This window comes from Halobaculum sp. XH14, assembly GCF_032116555.1.
In the GTDB taxonomy this organism is placed as follows: domain Archaea; phylum Halobacteriota; class Halobacteria; order Halobacteriales; family Haloferacaceae; genus Halorarum; species Halorarum halobium.
Window position 1 is genome coordinate 3,196,779 of record NZ_CP134949.1, and the last position, 22,377, is coordinate 3,219,155.

The 22,377-nt window shown below is 71.9% G+C and carries 26 protein-coding genes and 1 tRNA gene; 15 read left to right on the plus strand and 12 right to left on the minus strand.

Translation table 11 applies throughout. From position 1 onward, the window contains the following. The first annotated feature begins 232 nt into the window (after positions 1–232). On the plus strand, positions 233–892 hold the full coding sequence (locus RJT50_RS16195; RefSeq protein WP_313692689.1) for an SWIM zinc finger family protein: 660 nt from the start codon (positions 233–235) through the stop codon (positions 890–892). Between the two features lie 67 nt (positions 893–959). Here RJT50_RS16195 and hjc read toward each other — a convergent pair whose 3' ends face one another. Then, positions 960–1,451 carry a Holliday junction resolvase Hjc gene (gene hjc, locus RJT50_RS16200; RefSeq protein ID WP_313692691.1) on the minus strand — a complete coding sequence of 164 codons (492 nt, stop codon included), beginning with the start codon at positions 1,449–1,451 and terminating at the stop codon, positions 960–962. A 168-nt stretch (positions 1,452–1,619) separates the two neighbouring features. Here hjc and RJT50_RS16205 point away from each other — a divergent pair, with 168 nt between their 5' ends. Continuing rightward, positions 1,620–1,844 carry a hypothetical protein gene (locus RJT50_RS16205; protein WP_313692692.1) on the plus strand — a complete coding sequence of 75 codons (225 nt, stop codon included), beginning with the start codon at positions 1,620–1,622 and terminating at the stop codon, positions 1,842–1,844. A gap of 54 nt (positions 1,845–1,898) precedes the next feature. Here RJT50_RS16205 and gvpO read toward each other — a convergent pair whose 3' ends face one another. Beyond that, positions 1,899–2,405 carry a gas vesicle protein GvpO, halophile-type gene (gene gvpO, locus RJT50_RS16210; RefSeq protein ID WP_313692693.1) on the minus strand — a complete coding sequence of 169 codons (507 nt, stop codon included), beginning with the start codon at positions 2,403–2,405 and terminating at the stop codon, positions 1,899–1,901. A gap of 53 nt (positions 2,406–2,458) precedes the next feature. Further along, complete coding sequence (gene gvpA, locus RJT50_RS16215; RefSeq protein WP_313692695.1) at positions 2,459–2,716, minus strand: gas vesicle protein GvpA; 258 nt, start codon at positions 2,714–2,716, stop codon at positions 2,459–2,461. A 235-nt stretch (positions 2,717–2,951) separates the two neighbouring features. Here gvpA and RJT50_RS16220 point away from each other — a divergent pair, with 235 nt between their 5' ends. The 10 genes from RJT50_RS16220 to RJT50_RS16265 all read left to right on the plus strand — a co-directional run bounded on the left by RJT50_RS16220 (position 2,952) and on the right by RJT50_RS16265 (position 9,051). Next, positions 2,952–3,581 carry a GvpL/GvpF family gas vesicle protein gene (locus RJT50_RS16220; protein WP_313692696.1) on the plus strand — a complete coding sequence of 210 codons (630 nt, stop codon included), beginning with the start codon at positions 2,952–2,954 and terminating at the stop codon, positions 3,579–3,581. After that, positions 3,578–3,835, plus strand: a complete 258-nt coding sequence (gene gvpG / locus RJT50_RS16225; RefSeq protein ID WP_313692697.1) for a gas vesicle protein GvpG — start codon at positions 3,578–3,580, stop codon at positions 3,833–3,835. Before RJT50_RS16220 ends, gvpG begins: the two co-directional genes overlap by 4 nt. Then, positions 3,832–4,539 carry a gas vesicle protein GvpH gene (gene gvpH, locus RJT50_RS16230; protein ID WP_313692699.1) on the plus strand — a complete coding sequence of 236 codons (708 nt, stop codon included), beginning with the start codon at positions 3,832–3,834 and terminating at the stop codon, positions 4,537–4,539. The genes gvpG and gvpH overlap by 4 nt, the downstream gene beginning before the upstream one ends. Continuing rightward, positions 4,536–5,432 carry a hypothetical protein gene (locus RJT50_RS16235; RefSeq protein ID WP_313692701.1) on the plus strand — a complete coding sequence of 299 codons (897 nt, stop codon included), beginning with the start codon at positions 4,536–4,538 and terminating at the stop codon, positions 5,430–5,432. The genes gvpH and RJT50_RS16235 overlap by 4 nt, the downstream gene beginning before the upstream one ends. After that, positions 5,425–5,859 (plus strand): gas vesicle protein GvpJ, encoded by a 435-nt coding sequence (gene gvpJ / locus RJT50_RS18725; RefSeq protein ID WP_425499692.1) that lies wholly within the window; start codon positions 5,425–5,427, stop codon positions 5,857–5,859. The genes RJT50_RS16235 and gvpJ overlap by 8 nt, the downstream gene beginning before the upstream one ends. Then, positions 5,846–6,178 carry a gas vesicle protein GvpK gene (gene gvpK, locus RJT50_RS16245; RefSeq protein WP_313692702.1) on the plus strand — a complete coding sequence of 111 codons (333 nt, stop codon included), beginning with the start codon at positions 5,846–5,848 and terminating at the stop codon, positions 6,176–6,178. Before gvpJ ends, gvpK begins: the two co-directional genes overlap by 14 nt. Continuing rightward, complete coding sequence (gvpL, locus tag RJT50_RS16250; protein ID WP_313692704.1) at positions 6,171–6,998, plus strand: gas vesicle protein GvpL; 828 nt, start codon at positions 6,171–6,173, stop codon at positions 6,996–6,998. The genes gvpK and gvpL overlap by 8 nt, the downstream gene beginning before the upstream one ends. Beyond that, positions 6,995–7,390 carry a gas vesicle protein GvpM gene (gene gvpM, locus RJT50_RS18730; protein WP_425499693.1) on the plus strand — a complete coding sequence of 132 codons (396 nt, stop codon included), beginning with the start codon at positions 6,995–6,997 and terminating at the stop codon, positions 7,388–7,390. Before gvpL ends, gvpM begins: the two co-directional genes overlap by 4 nt. Positions 7,391–7,442: 52 nt before the next feature. Beyond that, a complete protein-coding gene (locus tag RJT50_RS16260) occupies positions 7,443–7,709 on the plus strand; it encodes an HAH_0734 family protein (protein ID WP_313692705.1) in 267 nt (88 codons plus the stop codon). A 487-nt stretch (positions 7,710–8,196) separates the two neighbouring features. Then, positions 8,197–9,051 carry a hypothetical protein gene (locus RJT50_RS16265; protein ID WP_313692707.1) on the plus strand — a complete coding sequence of 285 codons (855 nt, stop codon included), beginning with the start codon at positions 8,197–8,199 and terminating at the stop codon, positions 9,049–9,051. Positions 9,052–9,096: 45 nt separating this feature from the next. Here the strand turns inward: RJT50_RS16265 and RJT50_RS16270 are convergent, their stop codons facing one another. Next, positions 9,097–11,469 carry a DUF2298 domain-containing protein gene (locus RJT50_RS16270; protein WP_313692708.1) on the minus strand — a complete coding sequence of 791 codons (2,373 nt, stop codon included), beginning with the start codon at positions 11,467–11,469 and terminating at the stop codon, positions 9,097–9,099. Between the two features lie 139 nt (positions 11,470–11,608). Here RJT50_RS16270 and RJT50_RS16275 point away from each other — a divergent pair, with 139 nt between their 5' ends. The 3 genes from RJT50_RS16275 to RJT50_RS16285 all read left to right on the plus strand — a co-directional run bounded on the left by RJT50_RS16275 (position 11,609) and on the right by RJT50_RS16285 (position 13,071). Continuing rightward, a complete protein-coding gene (locus RJT50_RS16275) occupies positions 11,609–12,400 on the plus strand; it encodes a glycosyltransferase (protein ID WP_313692709.1) in 792 nt (263 codons plus the stop codon). Next, positions 12,397–12,921: a GtrA family protein gene (locus RJT50_RS16280; RefSeq protein ID WP_313692710.1), complete on the plus strand. Its 525-nt coding sequence runs from the start codon at positions 12,397–12,399 to the stop codon at positions 12,919–12,921. Before RJT50_RS16275 ends, RJT50_RS16280 begins: the two co-directional genes overlap by 4 nt. Before the next feature lie 75 nt (positions 12,922–12,996). Continuing rightward, a tRNA-Met gene (locus RJT50_RS16285) sits at positions 12,997–13,071 on the plus strand. A 299-nt stretch (positions 13,072–13,370) separates the two neighbouring features. Here the strand turns inward: RJT50_RS16285 and RJT50_RS16290 are convergent. The 8 genes from RJT50_RS16290 to aroE all read right to left on the minus strand — a co-directional run bounded on the left by RJT50_RS16290 (position 13,371) and on the right by aroE (position 22,247). Further along, positions 13,371–14,684 (minus strand): hypothetical protein, encoded by a 1,314-nt coding sequence (locus tag RJT50_RS16290; RefSeq protein ID WP_313692711.1) that lies wholly within the window; start codon positions 14,682–14,684, stop codon positions 13,371–13,373. Between the two features lie 297 nt (positions 14,685–14,981). Beyond that, a complete protein-coding gene (locus tag RJT50_RS16295) occupies positions 14,982–16,577 on the minus strand; it encodes a hypothetical protein (RefSeq protein WP_313692713.1) in 1,596 nt (531 codons plus the stop codon). A gap of 65 nt (positions 16,578–16,642) precedes the next feature. Then, on the minus strand, positions 16,643–17,071 hold the full coding sequence (locus tag RJT50_RS16300) for a Rieske (2Fe-2S) protein (RefSeq protein WP_313692714.1): 429 nt from the start codon (positions 17,069–17,071) through the stop codon (positions 16,643–16,645). Between the two features lie 337 nt (positions 17,072–17,408). Beyond that, a complete protein-coding gene (locus tag RJT50_RS16305; protein WP_313692716.1) occupies positions 17,409–18,377 on the minus strand; it encodes an aminotransferase class IV in 969 nt (322 codons plus the stop codon). Further along, positions 18,370–19,104: an anthranilate synthase component II gene (locus tag RJT50_RS16310; protein WP_313692717.1), complete on the minus strand. Its 735-nt coding sequence runs from the start codon at positions 19,102–19,104 to the stop codon at positions 18,370–18,372. The genes RJT50_RS16305 and RJT50_RS16310 overlap by 8 nt, the downstream gene beginning before the upstream one ends. Continuing rightward, on the minus strand, positions 19,101–20,651 hold the full coding sequence (locus tag RJT50_RS16315) for an anthranilate synthase component I family protein (RefSeq protein ID WP_313692720.1): 1,551 nt from the start codon (positions 20,649–20,651) through the stop codon (positions 19,101–19,103). The genes RJT50_RS16310 and RJT50_RS16315 overlap by 4 nt, the downstream gene beginning before the upstream one ends. Positions 20,652–20,725: 74 nt before the next feature. Then, on the minus strand, positions 20,726–21,349 hold the full coding sequence (locus tag RJT50_RS16320) for a helix-hairpin-helix domain-containing protein (protein WP_313692722.1): 624 nt from the start codon (positions 21,347–21,349) through the stop codon (positions 20,726–20,728). A 55-nt stretch (positions 21,350–21,404) separates the two neighbouring features. Beyond that, a complete protein-coding gene (gene aroE, locus RJT50_RS16325; RefSeq protein ID WP_313692723.1) occupies positions 21,405–22,247 on the minus strand; it encodes a shikimate dehydrogenase in 843 nt (280 codons plus the stop codon). Between the last annotated feature and the right edge of the window lie 130 nt (positions 22,248–22,377).

A 22,377-nucleotide genomic window follows, 5' to 3' on the forward strand; every position in this document is an offset into this window, starting at 1 on the left:
CCCGGCAAAAGGGCTTCGAAGCGGCCCCGTACCCGCCGTCGGTTCCGGTCCGGACGCCCGGTCGATGCGCTCCCCCTCGGGCTTTCCCGCCATCGACCGTTCGTACCGACCTGCCGTTCACCGCCCCGCTCGACCCCCGCCGATGCTCCCGTCTCGCCCGAGTATCAGCGCCGAGACTGCACCCGAAACGAGGGTTTAGGTCCGTCGAGCGCGTAGTTCGTCCCGATACGGGATGACGCACTCAGTACACACATCCGCGTCCACAGCCCGTCACACCCTCCCCGACGACGGCCTCACCGGCCGCGCCGGGCGGGCCCGCCGCGAACCGATGGCGGTCCGGGCGCTCAGGGACGACACCTACCTCGTGGACACCGAGCACGACAGCTACGTCGTCGACCTCGACGGCCGTTCCTGTACGTGCCCGGACTACCGGCTCCGCGGGGCCCGCTGCAAGCACCTCCGCCGCGTCGCGATGGAGGTCAACGAGGGGCTCGTCCCCCCGCCGGGCAAACGCGACGGCGTCTGTGCGGTCTGTGGCGAGTCCGTCTTCGTCCCCGTCGACCGGGGGAGCTACCTCTGTCCCGCCCACAGCCCCGAACGCGGCGAGTTCGTGCGTGATCGCGAGACCCGGAGCCTGCTGCTCGTCACGCGCGTCACCAGCGAGCGGGCGGACGAGCGCGAGACGGAGGACGGGACCGTCGTCGCCGACTACGGCTCGAACGCGGAGTACGGCGGTCACGAACCGGTGATCGAGGCCGTGTACGTCGGCCGCGCGGTCACCGAGAACGGTCGGATGAACGTCGCGGGCCTGAGGCGCTACTCGTTTCCCGCCTCGCGGCTCGCTCGGGTCCCGGCGGCGTTGAGGCCGAACCTGGCGGTCGTCGGGGTCTGAGCGACGGCAACCGGGTCGTGTTCGGGTCCACTCGGGGCGCCGATCCGGGGCCCTCGATACGGACCGACTACTCCAGCATCGCCTCGGCCTCGTCCATCGAGAGGACGCCCTGCTCGACGGCGTTGAGCACCTCGGCCACCGAGCGGTCGCTGCCGGACGCCTCGCCGGCGGCCTTCAGGTCCGCGATGGACTCCCCGTCCTCGACCGCGGTCTCCTTCTTGACGCGGTAGTTGCCCCCGTCGGTCGTGTGGAGGTCGCTCGGGTGGAAGAACGCCCAGTCCTCGCGGTCGAAGCGGACGCCGACCTTGGGTGCCGCGCCGAAGTTCCGCGCGAAGTAGATGAGCGCCTCGACCTCCTCGCCGGTCAGGTAGATCGGGTCGCCCGAGGAGGACTTCGCCTCGACGGCGTAGAAGACGTCGCCGTCGCCCGCGAGCACGTCCGGCAGTTCGCGGTCGGTGGAGGAGCCGCTGGCGGGCGCGCGCATCACCGCGAAGCCGGCCTCGTCCAGCCGGTTGACGAGTTCTCGCTCGCGGCGGTCGCCCTTCGGGTTACCCGGCATTGCTGGTGAAACTCGGAGAAGGGCGCGGATAAAGGGGACGGAAGCGGGGCGGAAGTGAACGACCGGCGACGAGTGGCCGCCCCGCGCCCCGGTCACGCCACGCGCCGGTCCTCACCCGCCTTGTATTGGCAGGCCCGCTCCTTTCCCATCGCTTCCCGTAGCGTGGACGTGAGCAACGAACCAATCGACCTGGCGGGGACGGGCTCGAACACGCTGACCAGACTCAACCTCGCGTCGATCCTCGTCCAGGCGGGCAACGCGCTCCGAAAGGGGAACAGGAAGCAGGCGGCGCTGCTGTTCGGGGCGGCGACCATCGCGCCGCGGTACGGGGCGGCGTCGCACCTCCTCCAGGGCGGCATCACGCTGAACAACCTCAGAAAGCGGCTGACGTAAGCGCCCGCAGCCGGGTGTTTTTCGCCGAGTTCGTACGGTCGAGGGGCCGGTCGGCTACCCGTCGTCGATGTCGGAGCCGCGGCGGTAGCGCTCGCGGAGCCGATAGCCGTCGACTGCGCCGTCCTGGTCCAGCCTGATGGCGTACCGGCCCAGCAGGTCCTCGGTGTCGGGGATGGCGTTCCGCTCGACGGCCTCGATCACGACCAGCCAGCCCTCGTCGTCCCGCCGCTCGATCTCGATGATCCTGTCGAGCGGGGCGCCGACGACGTCGGACGTGATGGCCTCGACGTGGACCCGCACGTCCATCAGACCCGAGACGTCGCCGTCACCCGCCCCGGTCCGGACGCTCGACTGGCCGCCGCTCCCGTCGCCGCCGTCGGTCGCCTGCACCTCGGCCTCGCGGTCGGCGTTCGCGGCGTCGTCGCCGCCCTCGGCGTCGTCGACGGTCTCGTCCTCCGGGCCGTGCTGGTAGCAGAAGCCGTCCTCGCCGGCCGGGCGCGTGCAGCGCTCGCCGTCCTCGGTGAGCGCGCGACACTGCGTCGTGTCCTGTTTGGTTGCCATTGGTGGGTGGGTCAGGTCGCCGATCGGTCAGTCGGTCGAAACGCGGGCGGCCGTCAGGAGCCCGAGCCGGTGACCTCGAGCTCGCGGAGGTCCTCCAGTTCCCCGGAGTCCTCCGCGCGTTCTATCTTCGCCATCTCACCCGCGTACTGGAGGAAGGTGTCGACGGAGGCCGCGACGACGCGTGCCTCGACGGTCAGTAGCTCGATACCGACGACGGACACGCGCGCCCAGATGTCGATAACGATCCCTTTGTCGAGCACACGGTCGAGAACGTCAGCGAGACTCGACGTGTTCGCTCCGGTTTCTACCATGGGGGCCTTCCCCGATTCGGGGGAGACGTGAATAGGCGTTTAGGCCAGTTGTCACTCGGGAAGTTACCAGACGGCGACGCGACCGCCCGACCACTTTACTGTCTTCCCGCACAAGATTGCGAGCGAACAGTCGGCCGGACCGAGCGCCCGGAACCGGTCCGGCGAACCGCTGCGGACGGTGCGACCCGGCGTCGCTGGGCCGCGGCCCCGACGCACGCCACCACCTCGCCACACCATGTCGAGTGATCACCTGTACCTGTACGGCGTCACCGACGCGACCGACCTCCGGTTCGAGACCGACGCGGTCGCGGGCGCCCCGGAAGTACGAACCGTCTCCCACGGCCCGCTGTCGGGCATCGTCTCGGACATCGACACCACCGACCCCGAGCGCACCGACGAGGACGTGGAGCGTCACGACGAGGTGCTCCGGGACGTACTCACCGGCGACGGCGACCGCACGGTGGTTCCGATGCGCTACGGGATGGCCTTCAAGAGCGGCCGGACGCTGAAGAACCTCCTCAGGGAGGCGCGTCCGGTACTCCGTCGGTCGCTCCGGGAGGTCGAGGGCACGGTCGAACTCGGGGTGAAGGTGCTCGCGGACGCGGAGGGCGAGGCCGACCGCGAGGCGGTCCGCGAGGCGGCCGGGCGGTTCGACGACGCGAGCGAGAGGCGCGACGACGACGAGCTGTTCAGCGACCGCCTCGTGGTGAACCGCTCGTACCTCGTCGACCGCGACGACGTCCCGGCGTTCGACGACGCGGTCGAGGCGTTCCGCGGGGCGTTCGGCGACGACGTCGTCGTCCAGTACAGCGGCCCCTGGGCACCGTACAGCTTCGTCGACGTCCACATCGGGGTGGACCGATGACGTTCCTGCTCGACGACCTCCTGTTGAAGCCGTTCGTGACGGTGCTGGACGTGCTGCAGACGATGGCCGTCGAGGAACTGTACGACGTCGAGGCCATCCGGAACGACCTGAAGGAGAACCAGTTGCTGTACGAACTCGGCGAGCGCCCCGAGTCGGAGTACGAGCGCCGCAAGGCGGAGCTGGAGGCCGACCTCGACACCGCCGAGGCGGCCCGCGAACAGTACGCGAACAAGCAACTGGAGGTGCGCTCATGAGCGAGGACGACCCCGAGGACCGCCACGAAGTCGAGGACAGCCCCGACGACCGGCCGGACGACTCCGGCGACCGGCGTGATGGCGAGGACGCGTCGGACCACCCCGGCGACCGATCCGAGGACCGGCACGACGCCGAGGGAGACGCGGCCGACGACGGACCCGACGACCCCGGGGAGACGTGGGACGGCGAGCACCCGCCGCCGAACGAGGACCCGGACGTCCCCGTCGACCCGGTCGATGCCGTCGGCCCGGTCGACGCGCCGGAGTCGGACCGGGACGGCCCGAAGTCGCTCGGCGACCGCCTCCACGAGTTCGCCGTCGACCTGCTCGACGGCGGAACGACCTCCGGCGAGCGTCGCGGCGGCCGGATCTCGTACGGCTACTCGGCCCGCACCGGCCCCGACCGACCGAGCGGCCCGGCCACACCCCACCGCAGAAGCCGGCCGAGTCGCGGGTCGACCGGGCCGTCGGGGACGGACGCCCACGCGAGCGCCGTACGCGACGGGGACGACCTGCTCGTCACCGTCGACCTGCCGGGCGTCGCGCCCGAGGACCTCACCTGCGGCGTCGACCCGGACCGGGACGAACTCGTCGTCGGCGCGGACGGGCAGGTGCTCTCCCGCGTGCCGCTGGAGGGTGCCGACCACGTCGTCGCCGCCTCGCTGAACAACCACGTCCTCACCGTCCACCTCACCGACCAATGACCACCACCACAACCACCGATCTCGAATCACGCCTGGCTGACCTCGACGACCTGGCACAGCGGGAACTGGACAGGCTGGACGAGCACCTCGCCGAGGTCGACGACCTGCTGTCGTGGCTCCGGGAGGAACTCCCGGAGGAGGAGGGCGGCGCGGTCGGCGAACTCCGGGAGCTGATCGAGGCCGTCGACGAGTTCGAGGACGTCGTCTCGACGGCCGACCCGGAGACGCTCGCGGCAGCGATCGAGACCGACGAGGTGGATGTCGACGACGTCCGGGCGATGCTCGATCCGGACGGGGACATCTCCGTCCGCGACCTGCTGGCGGTGCTCGATCTCGAAGGGCTCTGGGAGGCGACCGACGTTCGTGACCTCTGGGGGGAGATCCGCGAGTTCCAGGACGAGGCCGACGACGTCGACGTCCTCGGGGACGACGCAGACGCCGGGGACGAAGATGAGGGACTACCGGGCGTGGAGGCCGAGGACGATCTCGGCATGGAGGACGTCCCCGACGGGATGGCGGACGACCTCTCCGAGAAGCGGGTTCAATCCACCGTGATGGACGGCGTCGAGTCGTTCCGGGAGTCGCTCCTGGCGGCACGGACCGAACTGGAGGACCTGCGGGCGGAGAACCGGGCGCGGATGGCCGACCGCCGCGAGACGGTCCACTCCCGGAACCCCACCGCCGCCTCGACCATGCCCGCCGCCCGGCCGAGCCACCGGGCGGCCGGTCGCTACTCGACGGTTCCCAGGGAGACGAAGTACTCGACAGCGCCGAACAAGCGCCGCCTCTACGGCAGACGACTCGAGGAGGCGGCGGCCGAACGGGACGACGCCGGCGACGACGACCGACCGGAGGGGAGCGATGACCGAACGGAGGGTAGCGACGATGAGTGAGACGCGCCCGACCCGGAGCAGGGACGGCCTCGCCGAGACGCTGGAACTCGTCCTCGACAAGGGACTCGTCATCAACGCCGACGTCGTCGTCAGCGTCGGCGACACGGAACTGCTCTCGGTCGAACTCCGCGCCGCGCTCGCCTCGTTCGAGACGGCCGCCGAGTACGGCCTCCGGTTCCCCGCCGGCACCGACACCGACCGGGTCGCCGCGGCCGCCGACGTGCCGCCAGTCCGCGACCGCCCCGAGGGCCAGACGCGGCTCTCGGACCTCGAGGACCTGCGAATCGAGGACGATCCGGATGCCGGCGTAAGGAGCGAGGGCGGCGATCCGGACGACGGAGACGAGGCGGCCGACCAGGAAGCCACCGACGAGACCGACCCCGACGCCGAACCCGAGGGGGTGCCGGAGGCCGATGACCAGGATTGACGTCGACGGCGAGGACGGCGACGACGCCTCGGGCGTCACGGCGCTCGTCGTGACGGTCGTGGAACTCCTCGTCGAGGCGCTCCAGCGGGAGGCGCTCCGCCGGATGGAGCGGGGCGACCTGACCGACGAGGAAGTCGAGCGCGTCGGCGCGCAACTCGCCGCCATCGAGGCGGAACTGGACGACATGAAGGAGACACAGGGCATCGAGGGGGAGGTCGAGAGGCTCAGGGGGGACCTCGACTCGCTCGTCGGCGACGCGGTCCGGTCGCTCGACCGGGAGGAGGGAAGCCGAACGCCGGACGCGAGGGGCGATGACTGAGGTCGGCTTCGCGGAGGGGCGGTACCTCTACTGCGTCGTCGACGCGAGCGGTCCCGGCGCCGAACGCGACGGCGAGCGCGCCGACAGGGAGGGCGTCGACGCCGCGCGCGAGTTCTCCCCCGAGGGAATCGAGGGCGGCGAGCCGTACGTCGTCGGGTCGGACGGCGTCGGCGCGGTCGTCCAGCCCCGGGGCGAGCCGTTCGACAGCGACGACCTCCGGCGGGTGAAGCGGTGGCTGCTCGCCCACCAGCGCGTCGTCGACGCCGCGGGGCAGGCGTTCGGCACGCCGCTCCCGTTCCGGTTCGACACCATCCACGAGGGCGACGACGACGCGGTCCGGGAGTGGCTCCGGTCCGAGCGCGACGCGCTCCGGGCCAACCTCGACGCGTTCGCCGGGAAGTGGGAGTACCGCGTGACGCTCACCGTCGACGGCGAGTTCGACCCCGACGACGAGGAACTGTCCGATCTGCGGGCCCGCATCGACGCGGCGGGCGAGGGCGAGGCGTTCCTGCTGGAAAAGCAGTACGAGCGCCGACTGACCGACCTCGAACGCGAGCGCGACGATCGACTGGCGGCCGACCTCCGGGAGCGACTGGCGCCGCTTGTCGCCGACGTCGAACCGGTCGAGTCGGGCGGCGTGCTGGACGAGGGACCGGCCGGAAATCGGGTGACTGGACTCGCGCTGCTGGCCCAGAGGGAGCAGGAGTCTGCCATCGGCTCGGAACTGGACGAGGTGGTCGCGGACCCGGACCTCGACGTGGAGTTCACCGGGCCGTGGCCGCCGTACTCGTTCGCGCCGGAACTGGGGGGGTCCGGGTGAAGCCGACGAAAGAGGAGGGCGCGGTGACGGACCTGCTCGACGTGCTGCTCGAGGAGGGCGTCGTCCTCCAGGCCGACGTCGTCGTCTCCGTCGCGGACGTGCCGCTGGTCGGCGTGAACCTCCGCGCGGCGGTCGCCGGGATGGCGACGATGACCGAGCACGGCTTCTTCGAGGAGTGGGACCGGGAGGTCCGCGGGCGGGCGGAGTCGGATCGAGCGGAGATGCGATCGGCCGGAAGCCCCGACCCCGCGAATGCCCCGGAAACGGCCGAGACTCCCCGGAGCGTGAGCCCCCGAGTCGCGGACTACGGCGGCCAGTCCGCCGACGGCGACGGATCCGCCCCGGACGACCCGGACGCGGCCGATTCGGCCGACGGGGACCGGGACGCCTGAGGCGAGCTCACGTATCGAAACCCTTAGTGTCGGACTGTTCGAACCCGCGACCATGCAGAAACTCATCGTCCGCGGCGACCCCGGCATCCGGACGGATGCCATCATCAACTACGGGGGCGAGGAGCAGGTGGTGTTCTCCTGCCAGCGACAGGGCGACTGGCACGGCCCCGACGAGCCCCAGCTCTGGTGTACGATCGGCACCGAGGCCGAGCGCGAGGCGTTCGAGAAGCGCGAGTACGTCCCCCACTGGCTCGACGTCGACGCCATCGACGCGGAGGCGCTCGACGTGGTGAAATCGAAGGGCGACCTCGCGGTCTGAGTCGGGTTCCCTTTTCGGTCGTCTCGTCGTCCTCGAGTTGCGCCGCTCGCCGTGATGGCGGGTCGTAGCGAACGTCACGGCGAGCGTCGGCGTCGATCCGGTAACTCGGTCGGTCTCGTGGTGGCCCTGGCCGTCGGCTCTTCCGGTAGTTCTCCTGTCGTGGCGACCGCCTCGAAAGCCCCCGCGGCCCCGTTCAGTCCCACCCACCGTACCGCAACTGCACAGCACCGCGCCTCTCCCTCCCTTACCTCGGAGCGAGCTCCTCGGACCTCACCCTCGCTCCGCTCGCGTGAGCAGCCTCCTGCGCTCCTCGGCTCGCTCACTGCGTTCGCGAGCCTCTGGTGCTCGTCCCTCGCGCGATTCGGCCGCCCACGAGGGGCGGCCGCCGCGCGCCGCGTGGTCGGGTCGACTTCGCCCCCGGAGCCGAGTGTGAAACCTCGCTTTGTCCCAACGGGGGCTATTTATCGGAGGCCTCGGAGGTGCGCGTATGGTCGAACTGAACTCGGAGACCCTCTTCAACGGCGCGGCGGCCGCGGTGGCCACCGTCGCCGCGCTCATGTTCATCGTCAACGTCCAGTTCCCCTACTCGCCCGCGACGAAGATCGCGCTCGTGCTGGTGTTTCTCGCGGGCATCTTCCTCATCACCCAGCGCACGAGCGACTACCAGCTGACCGTCCTCGGCTACGGCGTCATCGTCGCCTCGGGGCTCGCGCTGTTCTTCGAGGTGATCGGGCTGTTCAGCGCCGGCACCACGCCCACCGTCTTCGGCCTGCTCGTCATCGCTGGCCTGCTGTTCGCGCTCCGCACCCGCCTCGACGAGGACAGCCGATTCGTGTCCGCAAGGCAGGCGCGGTACCTGCTCGCCGCGGTCGCAGTGTTCGCGGCGCTCGTGCTCGTCGTCGACGTCGTCAGCGGCGGGCTCGTCTACGAGCTCCAGCCCGAGAGCGAGGTGGAGATCGCCGGCCAGCAGGAGTACCGCGGCGAGAGCCGGATCGGCTCCCTCGTCGTGTCGAACCCGACGCCGCTCCCCGAGCGCGTCGAGACGCCGCGCTACGAGGCGTGTGCGGCCGGCAACTGGAGCGCGTACGACCCGCCGTCGCCCGAGGGCGAACCCGAGCGCGAGGCCAGCCTCCACGCGAACGTCCAGAGCGGCTACGACGAACACGTGCTCCCGTTCGGGGCGGAGCGGTACCCGATCACCGTCTACGTCAACGGCGCGAACGTCGAGGGCGAGTCGTTCCGGATCGAGACGACCGAGGAGTGCCCCGACGACGGGAGCGGAACGCCGTACATCGCGCTGTTCGAGGTCCCCGAGGACCGGTCGTACGCCTACGCCGTCTGAGCCGTCGGGCGACCGCCTCTTCTCGCCCGCTGACGCCCCCGGATGCTACGCGGGCAACTCGTCCCGGTTCACGCGATACAGCGTCACCGTCGGCGTCTCCACGACCGGCTCGACGCCGGCGATGGCGTCGAAGTTCACCGTGTCGTCGTACCGGATCTCCTCGCCGGGGCCGACCCAGACGTACTCGACGTCGTACGCGTTCAGCACCGCGACCGTCTCCTCTTCCATCGTGTAGGCGTCGTCGACGTCGCGCACGCGGTCGAAGTACGCCTCCGGCCCGCGGTAGCCGACCTCGTGGTGCCAGCCCGCGACGGTCTGAACGCCGGTGAGGCTCGCGGCCGGACTCGCCTCCCACTGGTACATCCCCGGCCCGTGGCCGTACCGGTTCGCCGCGCCCGGATACACCCCCGTCGCGGGGGCCGAGAGGATGGTCGGCTGACCGTCCGTCTCGTCGAGGTACTCGATGGCCGGGGCCTCGCCGGGGTGGTGCGTCTCGACGAACTGGGTCCCGTCGAGCGTCGGGCCGCCCGCCGGCCCCCCGCCGCCGACGTGGCCCGGCAGCGCGAACGCCGCGTACGCCCCGGTCGTCACGACCAGCGCGGCGACGGCGAGCGACGACGCCGTCCGCCGGGATCCCGGGCTCGGCCAGAGCGTGGCCCCCGCCCGGCGGACCGGCGCGAGGAAGCTCGCCAGCACGACGCCCATCGCGGTCGCCCAGAGCGGCCAGACCTGCGCGTACGTCTTGAACACAGTGTTCATCCGGCCCGGCCCGGCCTGCTCGTTCAGGTACACCACCTCGACGAGCAGGACCAGCCCCGCGCCGGCGACGACGAGCACCGTCTCGAACCCGGCGCGCTCGGTCCGCAGCGCGACCCACGCGGTCGCCATCAGCGGGACCAGCAGCGCGACGGCCGGGAACCCGACGGACAGCGCGACCGCGGCGAACCCCGCCACGACGACGAGCAGTTCGACGGGTCGTTCGCGGCCGACGCGGCCGAACAGGGACGCGCCGAACGCGGCGAGGAACGCGCCGTGGACCGCGATCAGCCCCGCGAGCCCGGAGCGCATGTCGGGAGTGAGCAGCTCGACGGTCCTGGTTCCGCCGCCGGTGGCGAAGACGCCGAGCAGGAACGGCGCGGCGACGACGGCCGCGAGCAGCCCCGCGCCGGCGACGAGGACGGCCGCGACGACCGGGCGGGCGAGTTCGGCAGCGAGCCGCGAGTCGCCGGTCGCCTCGTCGAGTCGCTCCCGCGCGACCCCGGGGAGCATCGTTCGCGGCGCGAGCGGCGCGAACGTGAGGCCGAGCCACGCGAGGCCGAACACGCTCGGGAAGCTCCAGGTGTTGACGACCGCCTGGAAGCCGCCGATCACGGGGAGTGCGCCGAACAGCAGGAGTCCGCGGCGTCGCGTGACGTCCGTCACGCTTCCCCCGTCGGTCGCGCTCCCGGCGGCGGCTCCGGTCCCGGAGCCGGCGCGATAGAGCGCGAACGCGACCGCCGCGGCCAGCAGCAGGAACGGCGTGTCGGTCATGTGCGCGTGCAGGTCGCCGTTGAGCCACGCGAACAGCGGGAACTCGTTGATGGTGCCCGGGATGACCCGGCTGGCGGTCCAGTAGGAGAACTCCCGCGCGGCCTCGTGGGTCGGGTCGAACCCGAACGTCGCGCCGAGCCGGACCCTGAGGTCGGCCGGGACGTATTGGAAGAGGACCCAGCCGGCCGTCACGAGGTTCGCCGCGACGCCGACGAAGAACGCGGCGAGCGCGCCGGCGCGACGACGGCCCAGCCCGCGGCGCGCGGCGACGTTGCCGGCGAGGTCGAACGCCGCAGTGACGAGCATGGCGAAAAAGCCCGCGAGCCCGAGGTTGTACGCGAAGTCCGCGGACGTGCCGGTGAGCATGGCGAGCAGCGCGGTCAGCAGGTGGCCGCCGTAGTAGTAGCGCACCGGCTCCCCGGCGAACCACATGTCGCGGGGCGGGAGCACGTCCGCGAGCAGTAGCGAGTTCAGCAGTCCGAAGTCGAGGAACTTCTCGCCCCCGAGCGGGTCGACGGCCGGGTCGAACCCGCGGATGACGACCACGAGCGCGAACGCCGCGAGGAAGACGAGCGCGGTGTCGCGGACCGCGGCGCGGTTCACCGACGCCGCCGGCTCGAACTCGCCCCGACGGAGCGCCTCGCGGTCCAGGCCGGCGAGCGCCGAGAGCGCGACGAGGACGACGAGCGAGGCGACGAGCGCCGGGAGGCCGAACGCGAGGTGGCCGACCCAGAAGGAGACGACGCCGAGCACGAGCAGCGAGACGGGGAGGGCGAACCCGGCACCCCGGGAGGCCGACTCGGGGAACAGCCGGGCGGCGAGCGGGAGGCCGAGGGCGGCGAGTGCCGCGTAGGCGAGGAGCCACGCGGCGAGCAGACCGTATTCCATTTGGTACCATGGTCGCCCGCCCGACCAAGTTCCTTTTGGACCGCGGCCGCCGGTCGGGCCGCCGCCGGATTCGTTCGGAGAGCCCCGACCGCACGCCCGTTCCGCACGGCTTTTACCCACCCCGCGGATACGGGAGCGCATGCCGACAGTCGGCGTCGTCGTCCCCGCGTACGACCCCGAACCGGAGCGGCTCCGCGGCTACCTCCGGGACCTCCGTGCCGTGCTCGACCCCGCGGAGCTCCGGGTCGAACTCGACGCGCCCGCCCCCGGTCAGCCCGCCTCGCTGGACCTCCCGGACGGGGTCGAGTGTGCCGTCTCCTCGCGCCGCCGCGGCAAGGGCGCGGCCGTCACCGCGGGGTTCGAGGCGCTCTCGACGGACGTCCTCGCGTTCGCCGACGCCGACGGCGCGACGCCGGCCGACTCGCTGGACGACGTGGTCTCGACGGTACTCGAGGGCGAGACGGACCTCGCGGTCGGCTCGCGTCGCCACCCGAACGCCGACGTACGCTCCCACCAGACGTTCGCGCGGCGCTTCCTCGGCGACGGCTACGCCTGGGTCGCGCGCCGCCTGCTCGAGGCCGACCTGTACGACTACCAGTGTGGCGCGAAGGCGACGACGGCCGACGCCTGGGACGCCGTCCGGGGCCACCTGTACGAGCCGGGGTTCGCCTGGGACATCGAACTCGTCGCGGTCGCGGCGGCCCTGGAGTTCGGCATCACCGAGGTGCCGGTCACGTGGGAGGATCAGCCGGGCTCGACCGTCTCGCCCGTCAGGGACACCCTCGACATGGGTCGGGGGCTGCTCGTGGCCCGCCACCGCGCGCGGCTGATCCGGAACGACAGGCTGCACCGGCTGTTCGACCGCGAGGACGCGACCGCGCTCGTGGAGGGGCCCGACGAGGACCCGGAGCCGGGGAGCGACCCGCGATGACGGACGGCTCCGACGGCGACGGCCCGGGCGAGACGGGCGCGAGCGCCCGGACCGCCTCCGCCGGCCGCCTACGGGGTGACGGGGCGCTCGCCACGCTCGCCTCGGGGACGCGAATCGGCCAGTTCGTCTCCGTCGGCGTCGCCGGCGCGACGGTGGAGACGCTCATCGTCGCGCTGCTCACGGCGGGGCTGGCGGCGCCGCCACTCGCCGCGAAGGCGGTCGGCGCGGAGACGTCCATCTCGCTCATGTTCCTGCTGAACGACCGGTTCACGTTCGGCGAGGAGGGCGGGGCGGGGCTGGCGGCCGCGGGTCGCCGCTGGGCCCGCTCGCACCTCGTCAGGCTCGGCGGGCTGGCGGTCGCGTTCGCGGTGCTCTGGCTGCTGACCGCGCGGACCGACGTGCGGCTGGTGATCGCCGGCGCGGACTTCTGGCCGACCGTCGCCAACCTCATCGGCATCGGGGTCGGGATGGTGCTGAACTACGTCGCCGAGAGCGTGTTCACCTGGCGCGTGCTGGAGTGAGCGTGGCTGAGAGTGGCATACGGCGGCGGATTTGGAAACACAACCCTTACAAGCGGCCACCGTGTTCAATCCGATAGCGGGATGGGATAGCCAGGAGATTCCGCCGGGCTCATAACCCGGAGATCGGTAGTTCAAATCTACCTCCCGCTATGATTTCCGGCACACGATACGAACGGCGAGCGGAGCGAGCCGTGCGCCGGAGTGTACGTCCGAGGTAGATTTGAAGAGGACGAGGCGCGCGCAGCGTCAGCGAGCACGTCTCGGCGTGGTTCAAATCTACCTCCCGCTACTTCTCCGCGACGTTCACGGCGAACGACGAGCGAAGCGAGTCGTGCGCCGGCCCGCGACCGCGTTTCGAGGCGACGCCCCGACGCCATCGACCGCGAACGTCGAGCACAGCGAGACGCGAGCGGTCGAGTCGCGCGGGAGGGCTCACGAACGGTTCGAACTCACAGCAGGTCCAGCAGCGGCACCGCGAGGCCGACGACCCAGGCCGCCGCCCCGAGCAACCGAACGTGTCGGCCCGTCGTCCCGCCGCGGGCGGTGCCGGCGGCGATCAGCCCGAGCGCGGCGAGCAACCAGCCCCGGTGGAACACCAGCCTGACGGGGATGACGGCGACGCCCATCGTGGCGAAGCTCAGGACGAACGCGATGCCGGTCCCGACGCCGACGAGGGTGAACGCCGTCGCGGGGTCACAGCCGCGGGTGAACCGGCGGCGGGAGGCGACGAGCGGCATCCCGAGGGCCAGCACCGGGTAGAGTGCGGCCGCGATGAGTTTCGGGTGGAGCCACGGGACCGTCGTCTCCAGCGCGATGCCGCCCGTTCGAACCCCGAGCACCAGTCCCGCGAGCAGCCCCGCCAGCAGGATGCCGCCGCGCCGGTCGGCCGCTCCGCGGGCGAGTCGTCGTCCCGTGAGCGTCACCGACAGCCGGCGGTCGGACGAGACGATGCCGAGCAGTCCGGCCGCGGCGGTCGAGGCGAGCGCGCCGGCCAGTCCGCGGGAGCCGAGCAGGGCCGCGGCGAGGTGGACGACCGAGAGCCAGCCGTCGCTCCGGCCGCCCCGGATGCCGTAGTACTCCCGGTCGACGTCCTCGACGTACGGCTCCCCGATGAAGTCGGCCTCCACCCGCCGCGCCGGTTCGTGCGTCCGGGGCACGGTGTGGCGGAGCCGGAACCAGTCCCAGTAGTCCGCGTGGACCTGCAGCGCCGTCCAGTCGTCCTCGGGCGACGCGTACGCCCGGACGTGGTATCTGGAGCCCAGATACGGGCCGTCCCTGAGCTGGTAGCTCTCCCGGACCCACCGTCCGCCGGGGTCGTCGGGCGAGGAGTCGACGTAGGAGTACCTGACCGCGCCGTGGGCGTCCGTCCACTCCAGCCCGTCGTCCGTCACCGCGACCGAGCGGCTCGCGTTCCCGGCCCCGGCGTCGTCGGCGCTCGTGCCGACAGCGTCGCTCGTCCCGTTCCCGGTCCGCATCGGTTCGAACGAAAGGCTTCCGCGGTGCTCCAGCACGTCCCGGACGACGTCCGTGTCGCCGTGGACGACGAGGTTGATGGCGAGCGTCCGCCCCGTGACTGACTGCCGCCGGCTGGTGTAGGGCCAGAGGGAACTGTCGTCGCCGGCCGGATGGATGAGTCGGTCCGCCCCGACCCGCTCGGGTCCGGCAGGGTCACTCGCCGCCGGCCCGAACGCGACCGAGAGCCCCGCCAGTACGACCGGGAGCAACAGCAGCGTGACCGCGACCGTCCGCCGCCGCGAGACCATTCGAGCGACTTACTCGGTACCTAGTAAATAAATCGTTCCACTGGCGAAACGGCCGGGTAGGTGAAACTTACGGGCTGACGAGCGGTTTTCGGTCGCGGACTGTCCGGCCGCCGTCGCGTTCTCGGCCTCGAACGAGTCCAGCCACTCGCCGGGGACCGCGAGGAGCACACGGGCGCTCGACTGCTCGCGGAACCGACCCGGACGGGTCGCCTTCAGGGCCGACCAGCCGCCGGACCCGGAGCGTGGTAATCCAGTACTACCTGGCCGATCCTGCGGGAGTTCCGACAGTCGCCGCCCTCACAGCAGGCTGACCAGCGGCAGCACGAGGCCGACGACCCACGCGCCGATTCCGAGCAGTCGGAGGTATCGCCCCGACGGGCCGCCCTGCGCCGTGCCCGCGGCGACGAGGCCGAGGGCGACGAGGAGCCCGCTCCGGTGGAGGACGAGACCGATCGGGACCGTGGAGACGCCGATCACGCCGAAGTCGAGGACGAAGGCGGCGCCGACCCCGACGGCGACGAAGCCGAACGCCGCGCTCGGGTCGATGTCGCTCGTGAACCCGTTCATCGAGGCGACCGTCGGCATCCCGAGCGCGAGTACGGGGTACAGCGCCGCGACGATGAGCTTCGGGTGGAGTCCCGGGAACGTCGTCTCGACGGCGATACCGCCGAGGCGGACCCCGAGGACGAGGGCGGCCAGCAGCCCCGCGAGCAGGATGCCGCCGCGCTGCCGGTACGCGTCCCGCCGGAGCCACCGATACGTCCGTTCGGCCGCCGTTCGCGTGTCGGTCGAGAACGCGCCGAGCAGGCCGAGCGCGGCCAGCGCGGCGACGCCGCGGAGCGACGAGAAGACGGGCACCGTCGGGGCGAGTTCGACTTCGGAGAGCCAGCCGTCGCTGCCGCCGCCCTCGATGCCGTAGTACTCCCGGCTCACGTCACCGACGTACGGCTTCCCGATGAAGTTGGACTCGACGGTTCTGACCGGTCCCCGGGTGGCGGGCACGGTGTGGCGGAGCCGGAACCAGTCCCAGTAGTCCGCGTGGACCTGCAGCGCCGTCCAGTCGTCCTCGGGCGACGCGTACGCCCGGACGTGGAGGCGCGACCCGAGGTAGGGGCCGTCCCTGAGCTGGTAGCTCTCCTCGACCCAGCGCCCCCTGCCGTCGCTCAGGTTCGTGTCGATGAACGTGTACCGGACCGCGCCGTGAGCGCCGGTCCACTCGAACCCGGTCGGCCTGATCTCGACGACCTGGCTCTCGTTGTTCGTCCCGTTGGCGACCGATCGATCGGCCGTGGCGGACTCGTTCGGAGTCAGCGTGGCGTTGGGCGTGAGCGTCGCGTTCGGAGTGGAAATCACGCTCAGAGTGGCAGTCGCGTTCGCAGTGGCAGTCGGGGTCGCAGTGGCCGTCGCGTTCGAGTCGGCCGGCGGCCCCGGCGTCCCTGCCGTCCCCGCCGCTCCGTCGGCTCCCGTTCCGGTTTCGTCGTCGGTGCCGTCGGCCGATTCGGTTCCGTTCACCGATGCGGTATCGGCGGCTGTCGTGCCGTTCGCGGGGCCGTCACCGCCGAGGAACGTACCGTTCCGGCTCGCGTTCTCACCCTCGTACTCCACCGGCTGGAAGTCGAGGTCCCCCCGCTTGGTCAGCGCGTGCCGGACGTTCTCCTCCGAGCCGTGGACGATGATGTTGATGGCGAGCGTCCGACCGGCGACGGACCGCCCGCTGCTGGTGTAGGGCCACAGCGCGCTCCCGTCGTCGGTCGGTCGGATGAGCCGTTCCTGGGCGACCTGATCGGCGTCGCCGGCGGCTCCGGTCCCCGACTCGAACGCGCCCGAGAGCCCCCACATGGCGGCCGTGAGGAGCAGGAGCGTGACCGCGAGCGCGCGCCGACGAGAGACCATCCGTTCCGTCCAGAGACGGGCCGCTCGGGTATAAGCTGTCTGCCGGATGGCGCGCTGCCGTCGCTTCAGGAGCCGGTGAAGTCGATGCGGCCCCCGGAGTCGCCGTCCCGCTCGACGCCGCTCCCGCCGATGTGCTCGAAGCGGTACGCCTCGTCGGTCAGCACCACCGAGCCGTCCTCGACGCCGACCTCGACCGTCTCCAGCATCGCCCCCTCGCAAGGGCCGAAATCACAGATGCCGGTGTCAAGCTGGAACGTCGCGCCGTGTTTCTGACAGACGACTTCCCCGTTTCTGACCAGTCCGCCGTCGCCCGAGTCGAGGCGGACGTCGGTCCAGTGCTGGCAGACGTTCCGGAACGCGACCACCGTGCCGTCCGAGAGCCGCGTGAGGAACGCCTCCTCGAGGGCTCCGTCCGCGTCGCTGACGGTGAACAGCAGCGTCGTGTCCCCGGGCACGTCTTCGAGGGCGGCGATGCGGGCGGGTTCGTCGCTCACTGCTTCGTCTCAGACGGCGGGGGGTCGTGGTTCGTTCGGTTTCGATTCGTCCGTTGGACCGGATGCTCTGTTCTTCCAGCGGCTGACGGGTACGGGACCGCGAAAGCCCCCGCGTCGCTGCGGTCGCGCGGCCGGCTGCGCTCCTCGGCTCGCTGCGCTCGCCTGCGGTGCTTGACCGCCCGTGCTTCCCGCAGCGACGCGGCCCCTTTCAGTCCCACCCCGTTGACCGGTCGGGCGAGCGCGTTCGCGGGCGTTCGGACGCGTACCGGGGAACGCGGCAGTCGTTGTCGGGCGAGAGGCTGGCGAGTGTCGCCGGGTGGCAGTCGAGCAGTCGTCGTCAGTCGTCGGTGGGGTCCATGTCGCTGTCGGGGCCGTGGGCGTCGTCGACCGCGTCGTCCGGTTCGTCGCCGTAGCACTCCCGCTCAACGCGGTCGGCGTACAGTCGTGAGAGCAGGTTCGTCACGGGACCGCCGCCGATCTCCACGCCGTCGACCGACTCGACCGGGCGAATCTCGCGGACCGAGGAGGTGAGGAACGCCTCGTCGGCCGCGCGCACGTCGTCCGGGACGTAGCTCCCCTCCTCCACCGGGAACCCCTCCTCGCGGGCGACGTCGAGGACCTCGGCGCGGGTGATGCCGGGCAGGACCGGGCCGTCGAGCGACGGGGTGCGGATGGCGTCGTCGGCGACGAAGAACAGGTTCGCCATGGCGCACTCGGCGACGGTCCCGTCGGCGTCGAGCATGAGGGCGACGTCGGCGTCGGTGACGCGCGTCTCGACCTGCGCGAGGACGCTGTTCAGGTAGTTGTGCGTCTTCGCGTCGCTCGGGAGCGACCGGTCCGGGACGCGACGGGTCTTCACCGTCTGGACCGTCGCCGGCTCGTCCCAGCCGGGTTCGCCGCCGCGCTCGGTTCGGCCGCCCCGCGAGAGCGGCCGCACGACCACCACGACCGTCGGGTCGACCTCGGCGGCCGCGGGCGGGGTGACGCCGGGCGCCCCACCCCGGGTGACCGACAGGCGGACGTACGCCTCCCGGAGGTCGTTCGCGGCGAGCGTCTCGCGTACTCTGGCTCGAAGGTCGAGCTTCGAGAGGCCGAGTTCGTCGGCGGGCATCCCGAGCGAGTCCAGCGTGTCGAACAGCCGCTCGAGGTGTGCGTCCCAGCGGAAGACCGTGCCGCCGTAGGCCCGCATCGTCTCGAATCCGGCGTCGCCGTAGCGGAACCCGCGGTCGGACACCGGGACGGTCGCCTCCTCGGCCGGGACCACCTCGCCGTCGACGTGGTACCGGAGCGAGTCGGCCTCAGTCATCGTCGCCCCCGCCGGCTCCCTCGTCGTCGCTGTCCGTCGGTTTCCTGCGGTCGCTACTCGCCGGTTCCCCGCCGTCGTGCCACATCGGTTCCCCGTCCTCGCACAGGCGGATGAAACTACGCATCATCGCCTTCCCGTCCGCGGTGAGGATGCTCTCGGGGTGGAACTGCACGCCGACGTGGGGGCGCTCGCGGTGCCGGACGCCCATGACGACTCCCTCCTCGGCCTCGGTCCGCGCGCTCTCGACCAGGGACTCCGGAAGGTCGCCGCGTTCGACACAGAGCGAGTGGTAACGCCCGACGTCGACGCGATCCGGCAGGTCGGCGAACACCCCCGTCCCGTCGTGGGTCACCGTCGAAGGCTTCCCGTGGACGACCTCCGGGGCCCGCACGACGGGCGCGCCGTTCGCGGCACACAGCGCCTGGTGGCCGAGACAGACGCCGAGCGTCGGGTAGGAGAGCTCGCGGAACACCGGGATCGAGACGCCCGCCTCCGCCGGGGTTCCGGGTCCCGGCGAGACGACGATTCCGTCGGGGTCCAGCTCGCGGATATCCGCCACGTCGACGCGGTCGTTCCGGCGGACGACGACCGCTCCGGCGTCCTCGACGATTCTGCCGTCCCCGGACTCGCCACACCCCGACCCGCCGCCAGCGACGAGTTCGCCCACGTACTGCACGAGGTTGTACGCGAACGAGTCGTAGTTGTCGACGACGAGGACCCGGGTCACCGCTCCACCTCCATCTCGCCCGCTTCCAGCGCCTCGTCAACGGCGGTGACCAGCGCGCGGGCCTTGTCGAGCGTCTCCTCGTACTCGGCCTCGGGCTTCGAATCGTGGACGATGCCGGCACCGACCCGGAGGTGGTAGCGGTCGCCGGTCCGCACGAGCGTCCGAATGACGATGTTGCACGTCGCGCGGCCGTCGAAGCCGAACGCGGCCATGGACCCGGTGTAGGGGCCCCGTCGGGTCCCTTCCAGTTCGTCGATGATCTCCATCGTCCGCGGCTTCGGCGCGCCGGTGATTGTGCCGCCGGGGAACACGGCGGCGAGGGTGTCAGCGAGCGTGCAGTCGGGTCGCTCGCGCCCCTCGACGAGCGAGACGAGGTGCATCACCTCGGAGTAGCGGTCGACGCGACGATACTCGGCGACGTCGACGCTGCCGTAGACGCTCACCTTCCCGAGGTCGTTGCGCTCGAGGTCGACGAGCATCGCGTGCTCGGCGCGCTCCTTCTCGTCGCTCGTGAGTTCGGCCTCCAGCGCGGCGTCCGCCTCGGCGTCCCCGCCGCGGGGGCGCGTGCCGGCGATCGGTTCGGTTTCGAGTCGCGCGCCGTCGCCGTCCGCGTCGGGGATCCGGTCGAGCAGCAGTTCGGGGCTGGCGCTCACAAGATCCACTGCGGGGAACTCCACCAGCCCGGAGTACGGCGCGGGGTTCACCTCGCGTAGCGCGGCGTAGGCCGCGACGGGGTGGACCGCCGCGGGCGCGGAGAGCCGCTGGCTCACGTTCGCCTGGAACGTGTCGCCGGCCCGGACGTGCTCCTTCACGCGCCGAACCCGCGCCGCGTACTCGGCCCGGTCGCAGTCGCTCTCGAACGTGACCGCCCCCGTCCCGTCGGCGACGGGGGCGGGCCCGACCGCCGGGTCGCCGTCGCGGACGCGGTCGGCGAGGTCCGCCGCCGTCCCGAGCGCCCGGTCGTAGACGGCGTCCGGGTCGGCGGCGGCCGGAACCCGCGGACAGGCCGTGATCCGGAGCGTCGGTTCGTCGTCCCTCGGTTCCGCCCACGACGCGAGCGTGTCGAAAACGGCGACCTGGAGGTGCGGAAGCCCCCGGTCGTCGACCGCCCCGTCGACGCCCCCGTCCCGGTCGCCCGGCAGGTCCTCGAGTTCGCGGGCGACGTCGTAGGAGAGCCAGCCGAGCGCGCCGCAGGGGTAGGGCACGTCGCAGTCGCCCCGGACGAGCGCCTCGCCGTCGAGCAGCCCCTGGAGGGCGGCGAGCGACGGCGACGGGGTCGCGTAGTCGCCGTGACCCGGATGGTCCGGATTCCGGGTGACCGCGTCGGGACCGACCGTGAGCCGATCGACCGGGTCGACGCCGAAGGTTCCCCATCCCGACTGGCCGCCCGTCGTCTCGAGGAACACGCCGCCGGGGCCGTCCCTCGCGCGTCGGTAGGCGTCGAAGGGGTCACCCGCCCGGAGGTGAACCTCGACGGGCACGCGAGCGTCCGGCGGGGCGTCGGCCGCGAGCCGGCGGTACGTCCCGCGGTCGGTGACCGTCTGCATACTCGTGGCGACGCGGTCGGGGAGGAAAGTGGTTCGCTTCGGATTCGTCCGGGCTCGGCCCCGGAGCGGACCGGTTACGCGTCGTACTCGGCCGCGCGGTCGATCCACCGCTGGACGCGGGACTCCGAGACCGTCGTGCCTTCGGCGACCTCGGCGGCGTCGGCGGTCGCCAGGTCGGCGACCGACTCGATGCCGATCTCGGCGAGGCGCTCGGCGTACGCCGGGCCGATTCCCTTGACCTTGTCGACGGGGACGTCCTCGCCGGCCGTCGCCGCCTCCGCGTCGGTCTCACCGTCGGCTTCCGTCGCCGCGTCGTCCTCATCCGCCTCCTCGACGTCGGTCGTCACGTCCTCGGATTCCGGCCCGGCCGCCTCCGCGGGCTCCGCCTTCGTGGCGGCGTCCTCGCTCGCCTCCTCCTCGTCGACGATGGATTCCGTGGAGCCGCTCGCGTCCGTCCCGGCCGCCACCGGCTCGTCGGCCGACCCCTCCTCGGGTTCGGCCTCGTCCGCGGGCTCGTCGGTCACGTCCGCATCCCCCTCTTCGGCCGTCTCGGTGCCCTTGACGGCGTCCTCCGACGCGGCGTCCGGCCCGGCATCGGCCTCCCGTTCCCGTTCGACGGTCACGGACGCCTCCGCCGTGGACCCGTCGTCCTCGGAGGGCTGCCCGATGCCAAGCAGGCGTTTGATTTTCCCCAGCATGGTCGTATCGTCGGGTGAGACGACGCCACTATTTAAAAATCCAGCGCCGTCGACCTCACAGTTCCCGGCGCAGGGCGGCGTTCATGGCGTCGACCGGGGCGTCCTCGCCGGTCCACCGTTCGAACGCCTCGACGCCCTGGTACAGCAGCATCCAGGCCCCGTCGACCGTCGTCGCGCCGGCCGCTCGCGCGTCCCGGAGGAGCCGCGTGTCGAGCGGCGCGTACACCGCGTCCAGCACCGCGAGGTCCGCGTGCAGGTGTGCGGCGGGCACCGGCGTCTCGTCCGACTCCATGCCGACGCTCGTCGCGTTCACGAGCAGGTCGGCTGCCGGGACGCGGTCGACGAGGGTGTCGAGGCCGCCGGCCGTCACGCCGGTCCCGGCGCCGGATTCCCCCGCCGACTCGCGCTCGGCTCCCGCCTCACGAACGTCGGCCGCGAGCGCCTCCGCCCGGCGCTCGGTCCGGTTGGCGACGTGGAGCGAGTCGGCCGACCCGGCGAGCGCGAACGCCGCCGCCCGCGCCGCACCGCCCGCGCCGACGACGACCGCCGCGGTTCCCGCGGGGTCGACGCCGTGGTGTGAGAGCGCGCGGGCGACCCCGGCGACGTCCGTGTTGTGACCCGACGGCGGGTCGGTCGAGAAGTCGACGGTGTTGACCGCGCCGACCCGGGCGGCGAGCTCGTCCGGCTCCACCGCCGCGAGCGCGTCCCGCTTGAACGGCACCGTGACGTTCAGCCCCGCGACGCCGAGGGCCGCGGCACCCCGAATCGCCGCCGCCGCGTCGGCCGGTTCGAAGGTGACGTAGCGGGCGTCCAGCCCGAGCGCCTCGAACCCGGCCTCGTGCATCGGCGGCGAGAGCGAGTGCTCGACCGGGTTCCCGACGAGTCCGTAGACGTCCATACCCCGCACTGGCCGCCGGTTCGCATAAACCTCGGCCATCTCCCGTCCGGCCAGCGCCGCCGCGTCGTCCCCTCCGCCACGTATTCGGTCTGATAATCGGGCGCGACGGTTTTTGTAGCTCTCCGGATTC

Bases quoted from the DNA above. Each gene is read 5' to 3' on its own strand.
- RJT50_RS16275 (WP_313692709.1), top strand. From the start codon at position 11,609: ATGCCGACAGTCGGCGTCGTCGTCCCCGCGTACGACCCCGAACCGGAG.
- RJT50_RS16315 (WP_313692720.1), bottom strand. From the start codon at position 20,651: ATGCAGACGGTCACCGACCGCGGGACGTACCGCCGGCTCGCGGCCGAC.
- RJT50_RS16265 (WP_313692707.1), top strand. From the start codon at position 8,197: ATGGTCGAACTGAACTCGGAGACCCTCTTCAACGGCGCGGCGGCCGCG.
- RJT50_RS16290 (WP_313692711.1), bottom strand. From the start codon at position 14,684: ATGGTCTCGCGGCGGCGGACGGTCGCGGTCACGCTGCTGTTGCTCCCG.
- RJT50_RS16280 (WP_313692710.1), top strand. From the start codon at position 12,397: ATGACGGACGGCTCCGACGGCGACGGCCCGGGCGAGACGGGCGCGAGC.
- aroE (WP_313692723.1), bottom strand. From the start codon at position 22,247: ATGGACGTCTACGGACTCGTCGGGAACCCGGTCGAGCACTCGCTCTCG.
- gvpH (WP_313692699.1), top strand. From the start codon at position 3,832: ATGAGCGAGGACGACCCCGAGGACCGCCACGAAGTCGAGGACAGCCCC.
- RJT50_RS16235 (WP_313692701.1), top strand. From the start codon at position 4,536: ATGACCACCACCACAACCACCGATCTCGAATCACGCCTGGCTGACCTC.
- gvpJ (WP_425499692.1), top strand. From the start codon at position 5,425: ATGAGTGAGACGCGCCCGACCCGGAGCAGGGACGGCCTCGCCGAGACG.
- RJT50_RS16270 (WP_313692708.1), bottom strand. From the start codon at position 11,469: ATGGAATACGGTCTGCTCGCCGCGTGGCTCCTCGCCTACGCGGCACTC.
- RJT50_RS16295 (WP_313692713.1), bottom strand. From the start codon at position 16,577: ATGGTCTCTCGTCGGCGCGCGCTCGCGGTCACGCTCCTGCTCCTCACG.
- gvpL (WP_313692704.1), top strand. From the start codon at position 6,171: ATGACTGAGGTCGGCTTCGCGGAGGGGCGGTACCTCTACTGCGTCGTC.
- RJT50_RS16320 (WP_313692722.1), bottom strand. From the start codon at position 21,349: ATGCTGGGGAAAATCAAACGCCTGCTTGGCATCGGGCAGCCCTCCGAG.
- gvpG (WP_313692697.1), top strand. From the start codon at position 3,578: ATGACGTTCCTGCTCGACGACCTCCTGTTGAAGCCGTTCGTGACGGTG.
- RJT50_RS16220 (WP_313692696.1), top strand. From the start codon at position 2,952: ATGTCGAGTGATCACCTGTACCTGTACGGCGTCACCGACGCGACCGAC.
- hjc (WP_313692691.1), bottom strand. From the start codon at position 1,451: ATGCCGGGTAACCCGAAGGGCGACCGCCGCGAGCGAGAACTCGTCAAC.
- gvpO (WP_313692693.1), bottom strand. From the start codon at position 2,405: ATGGCAACCAAACAGGACACGACGCAGTGTCGCGCGCTCACCGAGGAC.
- RJT50_RS16195 (WP_313692689.1), top strand. From the start codon at position 233: ATGACGCACTCAGTACACACATCCGCGTCCACAGCCCGTCACACCCTC.
- RJT50_RS16305 (WP_313692716.1), bottom strand. From the start codon at position 18,377: ATGACTGAGGCCGACTCGCTCCGGTACCACGTCGACGGCGAGGTGGTC.
- gvpK (WP_313692702.1), top strand. From the start codon at position 5,846: ATGACCAGGATTGACGTCGACGGCGAGGACGGCGACGACGCCTCGGGC.
- RJT50_RS16260 (WP_313692705.1), top strand. From the start codon at position 7,443: ATGCAGAAACTCATCGTCCGCGGCGACCCCGGCATCCGGACGGATGCC.
- gvpA (WP_313692695.1), bottom strand. From the start codon at position 2,716: ATGGTAGAAACCGGAGCGAACACGTCGAGTCTCGCTGACGTTCTCGAC.